A 15,313-nucleotide genomic window follows, 5' to 3' on the forward strand; every position below is an offset into this window, starting at 1 on the left:
GAAGGACGTGGGATGACCCATCGACACTCGCGCAGGCGGGCGACCGGCCTCGCCGCGGCGGTCCTCGCCGCCGCGGTGGGCGTGTCGCTCGCCGCGCTGCCGGCCACCGCGGGCGCGGCCCCGGCCGACAAGCCGACGGTGCCCGACCTCGGTATCGAACTCGGCAAGCAGGACCGCGAAACCCTCGACGAGGCGCGCCGGCAGGGCAAGCGCACGGTCGAGATCATGGTGATGGGCGACCGGGGGGTCGTCGACGAACTCACCGCCGCGGGCGCCGACATCCGTTACCGCGCCGACGATCTGGGCTACGTGCGGGCCGTCGTCCCGGTCGGCTCGGTCGAGAAGATGGCCAAGATCCCCGGTGTCGACGCCCTGGACGTCGACCGCGAGATCACCCTCGACGAGCCCCGTCCACTCGGCATCGACGACCCGACCCCGCAGCCCGCGCCCGGCGCGGACACCCCTCGGGTCAACCCGTACATGCCGACCGGCGACACCGGCGCGGCCCAGTTCGTCGAGTCGAACCCGAAGTTCGACGGCCGGGGCGTCACCGTCGGCATCGTGGACCTGGGCATCGACCTGGCCCACCCGGCGCTGCAGAAGACCACCACCGGCGAGGACAAGATCGTCGACTGGGTGACCGCCACCGACCCCGGGTTCACCGACGGCGCCAACAACGACCAGGACCCGACCTGGATCGACATGTCCAGCCCGGCGCCCGGCCAGCCGGCCGGCTACCGCTACGGCGTGTTCGACGAGCGCAGCCCGCTGCTGGGCGGCGCCATCGGCCAGGACGTCAACCGCGACGGCAACCCGGCCGGCAGCGTCGGCACCTACGGCGTGCTGTGGGACCCGGCCAGCGGCCAGGTGTGGGTGGACACCAACCAGAACAAGGACTTCGCCGACGAGTCGCCCATGCGCGACTTCAAGGTCAACCAGGACGTCAACTACTTCGGTGAGGACGACCCGTCGACCGCGATCGCCGAGGAACTGCCCTTCGTGGTGCAGACCAACCCGGACACCGAGTCGGTCAACATCGGCATCGTCTCCGGTGACCACGGCACGCACGTGGCCGGCATCGTCGCCGCCAACGGCATGTTCGGCGGCGAGATGAGCGGCGCGGCCCCCGGCGCGAAGCTGGTGTCGGTGCGCGCCTGCCTGTTCGTCGCCGGCTGCACCGTGCACGCCATGACCGAGGGCATGATCTACGCCGCGACCGAGGCCGACGTCGACGTGATCAACATGTCGATCGGTGGCCTTGACCTGATCAACGACGGCAACACGGTCCTGGAGAAGCTCTACAACGAGCTGATCGAGACCGAGGGCGTGCAGATGTTCATCTCCGCCGGCAACGACGGCGCGGGGTCCAACACCGTCGGCTTCCCGTCCACGGCCGACAAGGTGATCAGCGTCGGCTCGTACATCACGAAGAGGACCTGGCAGCGCAACTACGGCTCGGACGCCGCCGACGAGGAGAACCTGCACGGCTTCTCCTCACGCGGCCCGCGTGAGGACGGCGGCTTCAAGCCGACGCTGATCGCGCCCGGCTCGGCGATCTCGCCGACGCCGATGTTCATGCCCGGCGGCCCGCTGCCCGGCACCTACGAGCTGCCCCCGGGCTACGCGATGCTCAACGGCACGTCGATGGCCTCGCCGCAGGCCGCCGGCGTCGGCGCGGTGCTGGTCAGTGCCGCCAAGCAGCGCGACGTCGGGCACAGCCCCGCGCAGCTGCGCCAGGCGCTGACCTCGACGTCGCGGTTCATCCCCGGCTACGGCGCCTACGAGCAGGGCAACGGTCTGATCGACGTGCGCAAGGCGTGGAACGCGCTGCGGTCCAACATCGCCACCGTCGACATCAGCTCGTCGGTGCCGGTGAACACGGTCCTGTCGGGCTTCCTGGCGACGCCGGGCGTCGGTGTCGGCATCCACGACCGTGAGGACGTGCGCAAGGGCGACCGCTACACCCGGGAGTACACGTTCAAGCGCACCTCCGGTCCGGACCACCCGCTCACCTACAAGGCGCGCTGGGTCGGCAACGACGGCACGTTCAGCTCGCCGAACTCGATCACGCTGCCGAAGAACTCGGCGGTCAAGTACAAGGTGACGATCAACCCGCGCACGGCCGGTATCCACTCGGCGATCCTGAACCTGGACAGCCCGATGACCACCGGCATCGAGTACCAGACGCTGAACACCGTGGTCGCCGCCGAGGACTTCACCGAGTCCGCCGGCTACCAGATCCGCCACGGCGGCGAGATCGGCCGCAACGAGACGCAGAGCTACTTCGTCCGCGTGCCGGAGAACACCCCCGCGCTCAAGATCGACCTCGAGGGCGGTGGCACGGAGGAGGGCGCCGGCCAGATCCGGTTCCTGCGCTTCCACCCGTACGGCGTGGGCATCGAGGACAACTCGACACCCAACTGCTACAACCCGCCGGTGCCGCCGGCGAACGCGTGTGACGCGGGCGACCCGCACAGCCGCACGTTCACCGACCCGCTGCCCGGCGTGTGGGAGATCGTGATCGAGGCGCGGCGGACCTCGGACGCGGCGTTCGCGCCGTACACGCTGACCGCGTCGGTGCTGGGCGCGACGGTGAGCCCGAACCCGGACACCATCGCCTCGGCGACCGCCGGTGAGGCGATCGAGCGGGAGTACACGCTGACCAACGCGTTCGGCCCGTTCACCGGCCGGGCGACCGGCACGCCGCTGGGCAGCGCCAAGCTGAACACGCCGACGATCGCCGACGGCGCCCAGCAGCAGTTCCCGGTGACCGTGGCCGCCGGGGCGACGCAGCTGCGGGCGAAGATCGGCGGCACGTCCGACCTGGGCGCCGACCTGGACCTGTACGTGTTCGACTGCACGTCGGGCTCGTGTGTGCAGGCCGGGGTGACCGCCGACGGTGACTCGGAGGAAGAGGTCCGGATCGCCAACCCGACGGCCGGCCAGTGGGTCGTGCTGGTGGTGGCCTACGCCGTGCCGGAGGGCGAGACCACCTACGACTACGTCGACGTGTTCACCAGCCCGGCGTTCGGCACGCTGGACGTCGCGGACGCCGACGCGGCCCGCCCGGGCGGCGAGGCGTGGACGGTGTCGGCGACCCTGACCCCGAAGGCCGCCCCGGCGGCGGGTCGGGTCCTGCTGGGCAACGTGCGGGTGCTGACGAGCGACGACTCGCTCGTGGGCACCGGCGACGTGGTGGTCCAGGCCGTCACGTCGTAGTACCGCTGGAGTGAAGGGGGGCCGTCTCGCTGAGGGGCGGCCCCCCTTTCCATGTCCGTTTCCCGCTAGCCGGGGACGGTTTCCGCAGGCAGCATGGGTGTCGTGCGTATTGACGATGAGCAGAGCTACCGGGCGTCGGCGTCCCGGGACGCCCGGTTCGACGGCCAGTTCATCGTGGCCGTGCGGACCACGGGGATCTACTGCCGGCCGTCGTGCCCGGCGATCACGCCCAAGCGCCACAACATGCGGTTCTTCCCGACGGCGGCGGCCGCGCAACAGGCCGGTTTCCGGGCGTGCCGCCGGTGCCTGCCGGACTCGGTGCCCGGCTCGCCGGAGTGGAACCTGCGCGCCGACCTGGCCGGCCGGGCGATGCGACTGATCGGCGACGGGGTGGTGGAGCGCGAGGGTGTTCCCGGGCTGGCCAGCCGCGTCGGGTACTCGGAGCGCCACCTGACCAGGGTGCTGACCGAGGAGCTGGGGGCCGGGCCGTTGGCGCTGGCCAGGGCGCACCGGGCGCACTCGGCGAGGCTGCTGATCGAGACGACGGACCTGGGTTTCGCCGACATCGCGTTCGCCGCCGGGTTCGCCAGCGTCCGGCAGTTCAACGACACGATCCGGGCGGTGTTCGCCACGACCCCGTCCGGTCTGCGGCTGGCGGCCCGCCGCCGCTCCCGCGCCGCGGCGACCCCCGGCAAGGTGACGTTGCGGCTGCCCTACCGGCCGCCCTACGACGCGGCCGGCATCGTCGCGTTCCTGGCGGCACGGGCGATCCCCGGCGTCGAGTCCGTGGTGGACGGTGAGTACGCGAGGACCCTGCGGCTGCCCCACGGAACCGGCACCGCCCGCGTCCGGCCGGCCGACGGTCACCTCGACGCCACCCTGGGGCTGACCGACCTGCGGGACCTGGGCAGCGCCGTCTCCCGGCTGCGGCGCCTGTTCGACCTCGACGCCGACCCGAAGGCGGTCGACGAGGTTCTCGGCGCGGATCCGGCGCTGGCGCCGTTGGTGGCGGCCGTGCCGGGGATCCGGCTGCCGGGAAGCGTCGACGCGGCGGAGATCGTCACCCGCGCGTTGATCGGCCAGCAGATCACGGTGGCGGCGGCGCGGACCGCGCTGGGTTCGCTGACCACGGCGCTCGGGGAACCGCTCGCCGAACCGGACGGTTCGCTGACGACCCTGTTTCCCAGCCCGGCGGCGATCGCCGAGCACGGGGCGCGGACGGTGCGGGGCCCGCGTCGTCGGGTGGAGACGGTGGTGGCGGTGAACGCCGCTCTGGCTTCCGGTGAGCTGGCCGTGCACGTGGGGGCGGACGCGGCGGAGCTGTCGGCGGCGTTGCGGGGGTTCGCCGGGGTGGGCCCGTGGACGTCCGGCTACGTGGCGATGCGGGTGTTGGGGGATCCGGATGTGCTGTTGGAGACGGATGTCGCCCTGCGGAAGGGGGCGGCGGCGGTGGGGCTCACGGGCGATCTGACCGGTCGGGCCGCCGCGTGGCGCCCGTGGCGTTCCTACGCCGGTCTTCACCTGTGGCGGGCGTGACTGGATCACGTCATGACGTTGTTGCCAGGAAAGCGAATCAGGAGGCGCAGAACTCGTTCCGCTCGGGGTCGAGCATGACCCACCAGTGCCCGGCCGGACCCTTGTCGATCTCGGTGACGCGGGTGGCTCCCAACGCTTCCAGGCGCTCGACCAGGGCGTCGAGTCCACCGCGCTGGGCATGGATGTCGATGTGGAGGCGGTTCTTGACGGTCTTGTGCTCGGGCACGTCCTGGAACAGGATCCTGCGCCCGTGACCAACGCCGCTGGTCGGGTCGAACGGGTCGTCGGGGTGTCGGATCCCGGCGAAGCCCCGGAAAGTCCTGCGGCCGTCCCGTTCCAGCACCGCCTCGTCGGTGAGGTGGCCGGCCGCGAGCAGCTGGTCGATCAACGTGCTGGGGTCCTCCACCTCGTACTCGAGGGCGGCTGCCCAGAACTCCGCCTGCGCGGCCGCGTCCGCGGTGTCCACGACCAACTTCCAACCCATCGCCATGTAACCAGTTATAGAGGTTACAGGAGGTGATCGCAACTGGTGACGAGATCTCACTCGCCGTGCTGTGTCGGTGCCTCACGGTAAGCTGGTTACCGGGGGCCGGCGGCCAGGGCCACAGGGTCAGGCCACCGCGAGAACTCAGGGGCAGCCGCAGCTGTTGCGGTGGATGAACGTGGTGGGCAGGCGCTTGGTCACCGCCGGCCGGTCCGGGTTGGCGATGCGTTCCAGCAGCAGGCGAACGGCCGTTCGTCCCATTTCCTCGACGGGTTGGGCCACCGTGGTCACCGGGGGGTCCAGCAGCTCCGCCCACTCGACCTCGTCGTAGCCGACCACCGCCAGGTCGCGGCCCACGCGTATCCCCCGGCGGCGGCATTCGTGGAGGACGGCGGTCAGCATCGCGTTGTTGCCGGCGATCACGGCCGTGGGCGGGCTGGCGAGGTCCAGGAGCGCGCCCAGCCCGGACTCGGCGGGCACGACCAGGTCGTTGTCCCAGGTCAGGCGGGAGCGGCCGAGGCCAAGGCGGTAGCCGAGCTCGCGTTCGGAGGTGGTGGCCAGGCCGGCGGCGCCGCTGATCATCCCGATGCGGCGGTGGCCAAGCTCGGCCAGGTGGCGGACCAGGCCGGAGGTCGCGTACACGTTCTCCGGGCCCACCTGGTCGATGTGCTGGCTCGTCGTCAGGCGGTCCAGCAGGACGATCGGGACCCCGAGTTTGAGCAGGTCGGGGACGGGGGTGCCGGACGTGCTGGGGGACGGGGTCAGGATGAGGCCGTCGACGCGCCGGGAACGCAGTGTGCGCACGGCCGACTGTTCGGCGTCGAGCTCGTCGTGGGTGTCGGCCAGGACCAGGGTGTAGCCCGATCGGGTGGTCTCGTGCTCGATGGCGCGGAGGAGTTCGGCGAAGTACGGGCCGGCTGCCAGGGAGATCGCCAAACCCAGGGAGCGGGTGCCGCCGGTCACCAGGGAGCGCGCGATAGCGTCTCCGGTGTAGCCCGTCCGCTCGATCGCGTCCAGGACCCTGGCCTTCGTGTCCGGCGCGACCGATCGGGTCGAGTTGACCACGTGCGACACCGTGGTGATGGACACCCCGGCCAGCTCAGCGATGTCCCGCATCGTCACCACGACAGACTCCTGGATCGTTCCGGGCGCAAGCGTTTGCGCACACGGTTGCGCCACCGTACAGAGATCAATAACTTCCTCGCAAACCGCCTCGCCGTGGAGGTCCGCTGGTGCTTGACGACGATCGTGCGGTGGTCGCGGTCGGGCTGTGTACGGTCGACCTCGTGCAGCGGGTCGACGAGTTGCCCCGGCCCGGCCACAAGGTCCAGTCGGCGTCCGTCGAACTGGCGGCCGGCGGTCCGGCGGCCAACGCGGCGGTAGCGGCCGCCGCGCTCGGCGCCACGACCCGGCTGTCGACCGTGTTGGGGGCGCATCCGTTGGCCCGGTTGGCCTGGGAGGACCTGACGGCCCGCGGGGTGCTGGTCACCGACGTGCTGCCGTACCGGGTGGCGCCGCCGCCGGTGAGCGCGGTCTGCGTCCGGGTCGGCGACGGGGAACGCACGGTGGTGTCACACAACGCTGCCGGCATCACCGCGGTGGCTGAGGTGGACCTCACCCGAGCGGGTGTTCTGCTGCTCGACGGTCACCACCCGGAGTTGGCGTTACGGGCGGCGCGGGCGGCCAGGGAACTGGGCGTGCCGGTGGTGCTCGACGCCGGCAGCTGGAAGCCGGTGTTCACCGAACTGCTGCCGCTGGTCGACGTGTGTGCGTCCTCGTCGGCGTTCGTCCCACCCGCGCCGGTCGCCTGTCCGGTGGTGATCCGCACGGCGGGAGCCGATCCCGTGCGGTGGACGGTCGGGGACGCGCACGGTCAGGTGCCCGCCCGCGCCGTGGTTGCCCGTGACACGGCAGGGGCCGGCGATGTCTGGCACGGTGCCGCCGCGGTGGCCATCGCTCGGCTCGGGCGGGTGCCGGCCGCGGCCGACCTGCCGGAGCTGATCGACTTCGCCAACGCGGCGGCCGCGGTGCGCGTCGCCCAGCACGGGCCACGGTCCTGGATTCCCGCCCTTCGGGAGCTGACATGACATTCGCTGATCTGCTTGACCGGGCCCGCGCGCTGATGACCTCCGAGCGGGCGATTCTGGGTATCTGTGGACCGCCCGGGTCGGGAAAATCCACCCTGGCGCAACGATTGGCGAACGCCCTCGGGAATTCCGCCCAGCACGTCGGAATGGACGGTTTCCACCTGGCCCGGTCGGAGCTGGACCGGCTCGGCCGCACACCGCGCAAGGGCGCCCCCGACACGTTCGACGCCCACGGCTACGTCCACCTCCTCGAACGGCTCAAACCCAAGCGGGGCAACGCGATCGTCTACGCTCCGGTCTTCCGCCGGGACCTGGAGGAACCGATCGCCTGCGCCGTGCCGATCGGGCCCGACATTCGCCTGGTGATCACCGAGGGAAACTACCTGCTGCTCCCCGACAGCCCGTGGAACACGATCAGAACCCTGCTCGACGAGACCTGGTTCCTCGCACCCGAGGAGAATCAGCGGCGGGAATGGCTGACGAAACGCCACCAGGCCCACGGCCGAACTCCGGAAGAAGCCGCCGAAAGAACCATGGGCTCCGACGAGCGGAACGCGGTACTGATCAACGCCACCGCGAGCGCCGCCGATCTGGTCGTCCACACCCCACTGGAGGACTGACCCTGGAGCCGATCAGCTCAGCCGATCAGCTCCACCGACGACCCGGTCCGCGACTTGCGCACCCGCAGCCGCGTCGGGATGCGCTGGCGCAGTTCCTCCACGTGCGACACCAGGCCGACCACCCGGCCGCCGGCGCGCAGCTCGTCGAGGGTGTTCATCACCTCGTCGAGGGTGTCGGCGTCGAGCATCCCGAAACCCTCGTCCACGAACAACGTGTCCAGCAGCGCCCCGCCGGTCTCGGCCGCGACGACGTCGGCCAGGCCCAGCGCCAGGGCCAGCGACGCCAGGAACGTCTCGCCGCCGGACAGGGTCTTCGCCGGCCGCACCCGGCCCGAGTAGTCGTCGAGCACGTCCAGGCCCAGGCCGCCGCGCTTGCCCCTCGGACCGGCCGCGTCGCTGTGCACGAACGAGAACCGGTCCTCGCTCATCCGCCGCAGCCGGGCGCTGGCCGCGACCGCGACCTCCTCCAGCCGCGACGCCAGGACATAGGCACGCAGTGACATCTTCCGGGCGTTCTGCCCCCGTCCGTTCACCACATCGGTGAGGGCCGACAACTCCTCATACTCGGCTTCCACTGGGGCCAGGGCGGCCGACACCGCCCGCAGCCGCTCGGCCAGCGCGGCGACGTCGCCGCGTGCCGACCTGGCTACCCGCTCGGTGACCTTGGCCTGCTCGAACGTTTCCCGCGCCTGGGTGACGGCGTCGGCGGCGGCGCCGAGCGGCACCTGCGCGGTCGGGTCGACGTCGCCGAGCGCGGCCAGCTCCCGCCGGGCGGCGGCCTCCCGCGCCCGCGCGTCGTCCAGTTCACGTTCGAGGCGCTGGATCACCCGATCGGGTCGGGCGGCGGCGGTGGCCTCGTCGACGTCGGCGAAGCCGGCCTCGGCGACCGCCTTCGCCAGGACGGCCCGCTGTTCGGCCGCCCTGGTCTCGGCCGAGTCGAGGGCGGCCAGGGATTCGGCGAGCGCGTCGAGCCGGTCGGCCGTGTCGAGCAGGGACGTCCGCCGGGCGGCGACGTCCGCGTACTCGCCGCGTGCCTCGTCGAGCCGGGCCGACCGCTCGGCGATCCGCTCGGTCAGCACGTCCCGCTCGCGCTCGTACCCGGCGGCCTGCTTCTCGGCCGCCAGCCGGCGTTCGCGGAGTCGCTCGGCCTCGCGCTCGACCGCGTCCAGCCGGGTCGCCAGCCGGTCCCGGCCGGCCGCCAGCGCGGCGGCCTCGGCGTACGCGGCGGCGGCGTGCGCCAGGTCGGTCGCGACGTCCCGGCCGCCGACCCGGTCGCGGAGCGCGCCGAGAGTTTGGTCGGCCTGCGCCAGCCGGTCCCGCGCCCGCTCCCGGGCGGCCTGCGCGTCCTGTTCGCGCTGGGCGGCCTCCCGTTCGTCGGCCGCCGTGACCCGCCCGACCGCGCCCTGGGCCGGCGCCGGATGCTCGCCGGACCCGCACACCGGACACGGCGCGTCGTCGGCGAGCGCCCCGGCCAGCTCGGCGGCCATACCGGCCAGCCGGCGCTGCCGTATGTCCTGGAAGGACTCCCGGGCGTCCTGGTGATCGTCCACGGCCGTGGTGTGCGCCAGCGCCGCCGCCGACGCCGCCGCCTCGGCGGCCGGAATCCGTTCGGCAGCGAGGGAAAGCTCCGTCAGTTCGTCCCGAGTGGACAGCAGGCCGGGCAGCAGACCAGCCGCCCGGTCGGCCTGCGCCAGCCGTTCCCGCCCGTCCGCGATCTCCGCCGGCAACGACGACAGCCGCCCGGCGCACTCCTGGATCGCCGCGTCCGCCCGCCGTGCCTCGATCGTCAACGCCGCCAACGTGTCCCGGTCGGAGTCCTGGGCCCGCGCCTGCGCCACCAGCGCCGCGAGTGTCCCCGCCTCCTCCCGCGCCCGGGCGGCCCGCGTCCGCGCCCAGCCCGCGTCGGGCGTGGGCCCGGCGGAGGCCGGCAGCGCGCCGAACCGGTCCTCGACCTCCCGCTCCGCGTCCCGCACCAGCTCCGCGACCCGCTCGTACTCGCGGGCGACCGGCGGCACGCCGCCGGCCCGCCGCGCCGCCGACAGCTCCGCCCGCCGAGCCTCGCGGTCCTGTGCCTGGGCGTCGAGCCTGGCCAGTTCTGCGTGGGCGGACCTGGCGCTGGTGACCCGGTCGGCCAGCTCCCTGGTCACCAGGAACTTCGCCTCGGCGCGGTCCCGCTCGGCGGCGGCCGCCAGCTCGGCGGTCACCGCGTCCGACGCGGCCAGCTCGGTCCTGGTCACCAGCTCGGCGAGCCAGTCGTCGCCGGCGTGCTCCGGCGGCTCCTCGCCCACGACCTGCGCGACCCGCGCGGCCAGCTGCCCGGCCGCCACCCGCCCGGCCTCCAGCTCCCGGCCGCGCAGCACCCGCCGGTCGCGGAACCACTGCTCGACCAGCGCGAAGTGCTGGGTCCCGAACAGCTTCTCCAGCAGCTTCTCCCGCTCGCCGGTCTCCGCGCACAGGAACCGCGCGAACTCGCCCTGCGGCAGCAGCACCACCTGGAAGAACTGGTCCTTGCTCATCCCCAGCAGCCGCTCGACGGTCCGGCCGACCTCGTCGAGGCGGGTCACGCCGTCCGGCGCGTGACCGCGCGGCGCGTCACCCACCCAGGTGAGTGACGCGCGCGCCTGCTGTTTCGTGGTACCGCCGCCGCGTTTCTTCGGCCGCTCGTACTCCGGCCCGCGCACCAGCAGCAGCCGGTGCCCGCGCACGCTCAGCTCCAGGGTCACCTCGGTCGCCACCGCCGGGTCCGCGTAGTCACACCGCAGCCGTCGCGCCTGCTCACGCATGCCGGGGACCGCGCCGAACAGCGCGAAGGCCACCGCGTCCAGCAACGTCGTCTTCCCCGCGCCGGTGTCGCCGTGCAGCAGGAACAGCCCGTCGGCGCCCAACCGGTCGAAGTCCACGACCTCCTGACCGGGGTAGGGCCCGAACGCCGTGACCGCCAGCCGGTGCAGCCTCATGCCACCCGGGTTCCCCGCTGCTGGGCGAGTTCCGCGCGCTCCTCGTTGGCCACCGAGGCCAGCGCCTCGCGCAGCAACGCCGACTCCCGCGCCGACGGCTCGCGACCCCGGCAGTCCTCGACGAACTGGCGGGCCACCTCGTGGTCGGAACGGCCGCGGGCCGCGCCGGAGTAGGTCAGCTTCGCCGCCAGCGGGCCGCCGGACGGGCGCCAGTCCAGGTGCACGGCGTGCGGGAACCGCTCCCGCAACCGGCGCAGCGCGTCGGTCGGCCGCACGTGGTCGGTCAGCTCGACCGACAGGTAGTGCTCGCGCAGGCCGTCGTGCGCGGGGTCGGCGAGCACCTCGTCCAGCGTGCCGCGCAGCGTCGAGAGCGCGCGCGGCACCGGCAGCTCGCGGCGTTCCACCCCGGCCAGGCCGCCCGCGTCCAGCTCCACCAGCCACACCGACTTGCGGTGCCGGGCCTCGGAGAACGAGTAGGCCAGCGGACTGCCGGAGTAGCGCAGGTTCTCGGCCAGCCGCTGGGGCCCGTGCAGGTGCCCGAGCGCCACGTAGTCCACGCCGTCGAACACCGCGCCCGGCACCTGCTCGACCCCGCCGACGGCGATCGTCCGCTCCGACGCACTGGGGTCACCACCGGTGACGAACGCGTGGGCGAGCACCACTGACCGGGTGCCGTCGGCCCGGCGCGCCAGGTCGTCCCGGACGCGGCGCATCGCCTCGGTCAGCACGCCGGCGTGGCCGGTCGCGCCGATCAGCATCGCGTGCCGCGCCGGCTCCGGCTCCAGGTAGGGGATGCCGTACAGGGCAACGGGTCCGTGCGCGTCGTCGAGGACGACGGGACGGTCAAGCTCGGCGATCCGGGTGCGCAGGTGCAGTCCGCCGGCGGCGGCGAACTCGGCGAACGCGCCCAGTCTCGGCGCCGAGTCGTGGTTGCCGGGAGTGATCACCAGTCGTGCGCCGGCCGCCCTGATCCGGTCAAGGACGCGGGTGCAGGCCGACACCGCCTCACCCGAGGGCACCGCCCGGTCGTAGAGGTCGCCGGCCACCACGACGACGTCCACCCGCTCGTCGACGACCAGATCGGCCAGCCCGCCGAGCACGGTTTCCTGATCGGCCAGCAGATCGCGACCATGGAACATCCGGCCAACGTGCCAGTCGGAGGTGTGCAGCAGCCGCATGGCGGTCAAGTTAGGGCGCCCGGCCCGCGAAGTGCGGGAGGCACGCCACCCGAACAGGTGATCGTGCGCCGAGCGGCGACCGGGCCGCCGGAACTGTCGGACCCCCCGGCCAAGATGGTCGCGACCGGCCCACGTGAAGGGAGACCAAGGTGGCCGCAGTGTTCGGCACCGTAGCCGTCGTCCTGTTGTTGCTGATCGTCGCGGGTGCCGTGCTGTTCCAGCGGCTCTACGCCGACGGTCAGCGCCGCCTCGACGCCGCCGCGCTCGCGGTGCGCCAGGAACGTGAGCGCACCGACGCGCACGCGGCCGCGTTACGCCGGTACGAGGTCACCTTCGCGTCCATCCACGGCCGGGGTGAGCTGGGCGAACGCGCGCTGGTCGAGACCGCCCGCGCGCTGGGCCTGCGCGAGGGCCTGCACTTCACCCTGCAGACCGACGTCGGCGGCGGTGGTTCGGTGCGTCCGGACATGCTGCTGGTGGTCGGCGACGGCCGGCGGGTGCCGGTCGACGCGAAGATGAGCATCGCCTGCTGGATCGAGGCGGTGGAGACCGACGACGCCGACGAGCGGCTGGACGCGTTGCGCGTGCACGTGCGCAACATCCGTTCGCGGGCGGCCGAGCTGGCCGGCAAGGGCTACCAGCGTTGGGCGGACGCCATCTACGGCACGGTCATGTTCGTGCCGTCCGACGCGGCGGTGGTCGCCGCCATGGACGCCGACCCCGACCTGCTGCGCTGGCTGCTGGACCGGCGGGTGTTCGTCTGCGGGCCGACGGGGTTCGCGGTGATCGCGTCGGCGTCGATGCTGGCGGCCAGCGAGCGGGTGCTGGTCGAGGACATCGAGGCGCTGCGCGGGCACGCGGCGGGCGCGCACCGGGCGGCCGAGGGCGCGATCGACGCGGTCAACGTGTCCAGTACGCACCTGCAGCGGTTCCTCCAGGCGCGGCGGCGTGAGCTGGACGCGCTGACCCAGTTCGCCACGGCGGTGGGCCCGCTGACCGAGGCGGCGGCCAGCCCGACGCCGGTCGCGGCGGTCCGCCGTTCGGACGACGTGCTGGTCACCGGCGCTCCGGTCCGTCGCGAGGAGCTGACCGACAGCGAGCGGCCGGAGGAGCTCGACACGGAGGTGCCGTTCTGAAATCAGCCCACTCGGTGTGATCACCGCCACGTTCGGGTGATCAACTCAGCCGCCGAACGGTGGTACCCACCCCCGGGCAACCTCGGACAACTCAACGAAATCGGACTCCTCCGGCGGCAGTGGACAGTAGGCGCCCTGTGTCTGGATTCACATCAAGGTGTGGAGTGGGCGGCGCCGTTTCCAGAACGGCGGTCAGCAGGGCCAACAGACCTACTAACGTGTGCGCCGTGACCGCGACCCGCGATCGCCGGAGCGATCCTGCACAAGACGCTGAGCCGGCGTGGGATGACCGCCTGATCCTGGGCAGGTCCCGTGGTCTGCCGTGGTGGGCGTGCGTGGCACTCGCGTTCGGCGTGACGGGCATCGCGGCCGTCGTCGAGATGCAGCTCCAGGACAAGCTCGGGCTGATCTTCCAGATCGTCTACGTCCTCGCGTGCGTCGTCGCCGTGTGCCTGGTCCGCCGCCGCGGCCTGTTCGGGCCGATCGTGCAACCGCCGCTGGTGTTCGCGCTGACGGCGGTGCTGGCCGTGCTGCTGCTCGGCGAGAGCGCCGGCAACGGTTTCCGCCAGCGGATCATCTCCGTGGCACTGTCGCTGACCAGCAACTTCCCGACGATGGCGATCGCCACGGCGGTCACCGTGGCGATCGGGCTGTACCGGCTGTTCAAGGAGCGGGACCCGAACCCGCCGGTCCGCGCGGCCAAGCGACCGCCCCGGGACGCCGAGGCGCCCCGGCGGGAGCCCCGGTCCGGGGAACGCCGTGGCCGGCCCCGCCCCGACGAGGGCGACCGCGAACGGCCCGGTCGCGGTGGCCGCCCGGCGCGGGACGGCGAACGGCGCGAGGCCCCGCCCCGGGACCGCGAACGCGGCCGCCGGGAGCCGGGGGAACGCCGTGGACGGCCGCGCGAGCAGGAGCCGCGCCGGCGCGAGCCCGAGGACCGGCCCCGCCGCGACGACCGGGGACGGGGCGACCGGGGTCGTGAGGACCGCAACCGCGAGGACCGGGGCCGCCGGGAGCCGGGCCAGCGCCCCGCCCGGCGACGGCCCCCGGAGTCGCACCGCTGAGGCGGACCTACCGGACGCTGCCCTTGAGGTCGTTGGACGCCAGCACCTTGCGCAGCTCACGCGGCAACGCGAAGGCGACCTTCTCGTTGGCCGTGGTCACCTCCTGGACCTGCGGCCAGCCCCGCTCCGCGAGCCAGGACAGCAGGTCCATCACCAGGATGTCCGGCACCGACGCGCCGCTGGTCACCCCGACCGTCTCGACGCCCTCCAGCCACGCCGGGTCGACCTCACGCGCGTAGTCGACCAGGTACGACGCCCGGGCGCCGGCCTGCAACGCCACCTCGACCAGCCGCTTGGAGTTCGACGAGTTCTGCGAGCCGACCACCAGGACCAGGTCGCACTCGGCGGCCATCGCCTTCACCGCCACCTGGCGGTTCTGGGTGGCGTAGCAGATGTCGTCGCTGGGCGGGTCCTGCAGATCCGGGAAACGGTTCTTGAGCTGGTTGACCCGGATGAGGGTGTCGTCCACCGACAGGGTCGTCTGGGACAGCCACACGACCTTCGACGGGTCGCGGACGGTGACCTTCTCGACGTCCTCGGCGGTGTCCACCAGCTGCACGTGCTCGGGGGCCTCGCCGGCGGTGCCCTCGACCTCCTCGTGGCCCTCGTGGCCGATCAGGAGGATGTCGTAGTCGTCGCGGGCGAAGCGCTTTGCCTCCTGGTGGACCTTGGTCACCAGGGGGCAGGTCGCGTCGATCGTGCGCAGGTCACGGGAGGCGGCCTGCTCGTGGACGGCGGGGGACACGCCGTGCGCGGAGAAGACCACCAGTGCGCCCTCGGGCACCTCGTCGGCCTCGTCGACGAAGATCGCGCCGCGTTCGGTGAGGGTCTCGACAACGTGCTTGTTGTGCACGATCTCCTTGCGCACGTACACGGGCGGACCGTAGGTCTCGAGCGCCTTCTCCACGGTCACCACCGCCCGGTCGACGCCGGCGCAGTAGCCGCGTGGTTTGGCCAGCAGGACTCGCTTGGTCATGCGACCCAGGGTACGGACCGGCATGGCCGGTGGGCATATCGCATGACCTGAGGCAC

The 15,313-nt window shown here is 72.7% G+C and carries 11 protein-coding genes; 6 read left to right on the forward strand and 5 right to left on the reverse strand.

Features of this window, described 5'->3' with window-relative positions; all coding sequences use genetic code 11:
- Positions 1-12: 12 nt before the first annotated feature.
- Both BLA60_RS28845 and BLA60_RS28850 read left to right on the forward strand, forming a co-directional pair.
- A complete protein-coding gene (locus BLA60_RS28845) occupies positions 13-3,219 on the forward strand; it encodes a S8 family serine peptidase (protein ID WP_075136153.1) in 3,207 nt (1,068 codons plus the stop codon).
- Between the two features lie 93 nt (positions 3,220-3,312).
- Positions 3,313-4,755: an AlkA N-terminal domain-containing protein gene (locus BLA60_RS28850; RefSeq protein ID WP_075136154.1), complete on the forward strand. Its 1,443-nt coding sequence runs from the start codon at positions 3,313-3,315 to the stop codon at positions 4,753-4,755.
- A gap of 37 nt (positions 4,756-4,792) precedes the next feature.
- On the opposite strand, the gene BLA60_RS28855 is transcribed toward BLA60_RS28850, so the two are convergent.
- Together BLA60_RS28855 and BLA60_RS28860 are read right to left on the reverse strand one after the other, a co-directional pair.
- A complete protein-coding gene (locus BLA60_RS28855; protein ID WP_075136155.1) occupies positions 4,793-5,245 on the reverse strand; it encodes a VOC family protein in 453 nt (150 codons plus the stop codon).
- Positions 5,246-5,383: 138 nt separating this feature from the next.
- Positions 5,384-6,355, reverse strand: coding sequence for a LacI family DNA-binding transcriptional regulator (locus tag BLA60_RS28860; protein WP_075136223.1), 972 nt, complete (start codon positions 6,353-6,355; stop codon positions 5,384-5,386).
- A 137-nt stretch (positions 6,356-6,492) separates the two neighbouring features.
- Between BLA60_RS28860 and BLA60_RS28865 the strand changes: the two genes are divergently transcribed.
- Both BLA60_RS28865 and BLA60_RS28870 read left to right on the forward strand, forming a co-directional pair.
- Positions 6,493-7,326 (forward strand): PfkB family carbohydrate kinase, encoded by an 834-nt coding sequence (locus BLA60_RS28865; RefSeq protein WP_075136156.1) that lies wholly within the window; start codon positions 6,493-6,495, stop codon positions 7,324-7,326.
- Positions 7,323-7,946, forward strand: coding sequence for a nucleoside/nucleotide kinase family protein (locus BLA60_RS28870; protein WP_075136157.1), 624 nt, complete (start codon positions 7,323-7,325; stop codon positions 7,944-7,946). The genes BLA60_RS28865 and BLA60_RS28870 overlap by 4 nt, the downstream gene beginning before the upstream one ends.
- Before the next feature lie 17 nt (positions 7,947-7,963).
- Here the strand turns inward: BLA60_RS28870 and BLA60_RS28875 are convergent, their stop codons facing one another.
- Complete coding sequence (locus tag BLA60_RS28875) at positions 7,964-10,903, reverse strand: AAA family ATPase (protein ID WP_075136158.1); 2,940 nt, start codon at positions 10,901-10,903, stop codon at positions 7,964-7,966.
- Complete coding sequence (locus BLA60_RS28880; protein ID WP_075136159.1) at positions 10,900-12,081, reverse strand: exonuclease SbcCD subunit D; 1,182 nt, start codon at positions 12,079-12,081, stop codon at positions 10,900-10,902. Before BLA60_RS28880 ends, BLA60_RS28875 begins: the two co-directional genes overlap by 4 nt.
- Before the next feature lie 149 nt (positions 12,082-12,230).
- On the opposite strand from BLA60_RS28880, the gene rmuC reads away from it, so the two are divergent.
- Positions 12,231-13,217 carry a DNA recombination protein RmuC gene (gene rmuC, locus BLA60_RS28885; protein ID WP_084735339.1) on the forward strand — a complete coding sequence of 329 codons (987 nt, stop codon included), beginning with the start codon at positions 12,231-12,233 and terminating at the stop codon, positions 13,215-13,217.
- A 227-nt stretch (positions 13,218-13,444) separates the two neighbouring features.
- A complete protein-coding gene (locus BLA60_RS28890; protein ID WP_075136160.1) occupies positions 13,445-14,281 on the forward strand; it encodes a DUF6542 domain-containing protein in 837 nt (278 codons plus the stop codon).
- A gap of 7 nt (positions 14,282-14,288) precedes the next feature.
- Here BLA60_RS28890 and BLA60_RS28895 read toward each other — a convergent pair whose 3' ends face one another.
- Positions 14,289-15,257 carry a 4-hydroxy-3-methylbut-2-enyl diphosphate reductase gene (locus BLA60_RS28895; protein ID WP_211288877.1) on the reverse strand — a complete coding sequence of 323 codons (969 nt, stop codon included), beginning with the start codon at positions 15,255-15,257 and terminating at the stop codon, positions 14,289-14,291.
- Positions 15,258-15,313 lie beyond the last annotated feature (56 nt).

Source organism: Actinophytocola xinjiangensis, assembly GCF_001921215.1.
GTDB lineage: Bacteria > Actinomycetota > Actinomycetes > Mycobacteriales > Pseudonocardiaceae > Actinophytocola > Actinophytocola xinjiangensis.

What these genes read in the sequence shown, in the direction of transcription:
- BLA60_RS28875 (WP_075136158.1), bottom strand. Translation starts at nt 10,903, where the DNA reads ATGAGGCTGCACCGGCTGGCGGTCACGGCGTTCGGGCCCTACCCCGGT.
- BLA60_RS28870 (WP_075136157.1), top strand. Translation starts at nt 7,323, where the DNA reads ATGACATTCGCTGATCTGCTTGACCGGGCCCGCGCGCTGATGACCTCC.
- BLA60_RS28845 (WP_075136153.1), top strand. Translation starts at nt 13, where the DNA reads ATGACCCATCGACACTCGCGCAGGCGGGCGACCGGCCTCGCCGCGGCG.
- BLA60_RS28855 (WP_075136155.1), bottom strand. Translation starts at nt 5,245, where the DNA reads ATGGCGATGGGTTGGAAGTTGGTCGTGGACACCGCGGACGCGGCCGCG.
- BLA60_RS28860 (WP_075136223.1), bottom strand. Translation starts at nt 6,355, where the DNA reads ATGCGGGACATCGCTGAGCTGGCCGGGGTGTCCATCACCACGGTGTCG.
- BLA60_RS28850 (WP_075136154.1), top strand. Translation starts at nt 3,313, where the DNA reads ATGGGTGTCGTGCGTATTGACGATGAGCAGAGCTACCGGGCGTCGGCG.
- BLA60_RS28880 (WP_075136159.1), bottom strand. Translation starts at nt 12,081, where the DNA reads ATGCGGCTGCTGCACACCTCCGACTGGCACGTTGGCCGGATGTTCCAT.
- BLA60_RS28895 (WP_211288877.1), bottom strand. Translation starts at nt 15,257, where the DNA reads ATGACCAAGCGAGTCCTGCTGGCCAAACCACGCGGCTACTGCGCCGGC.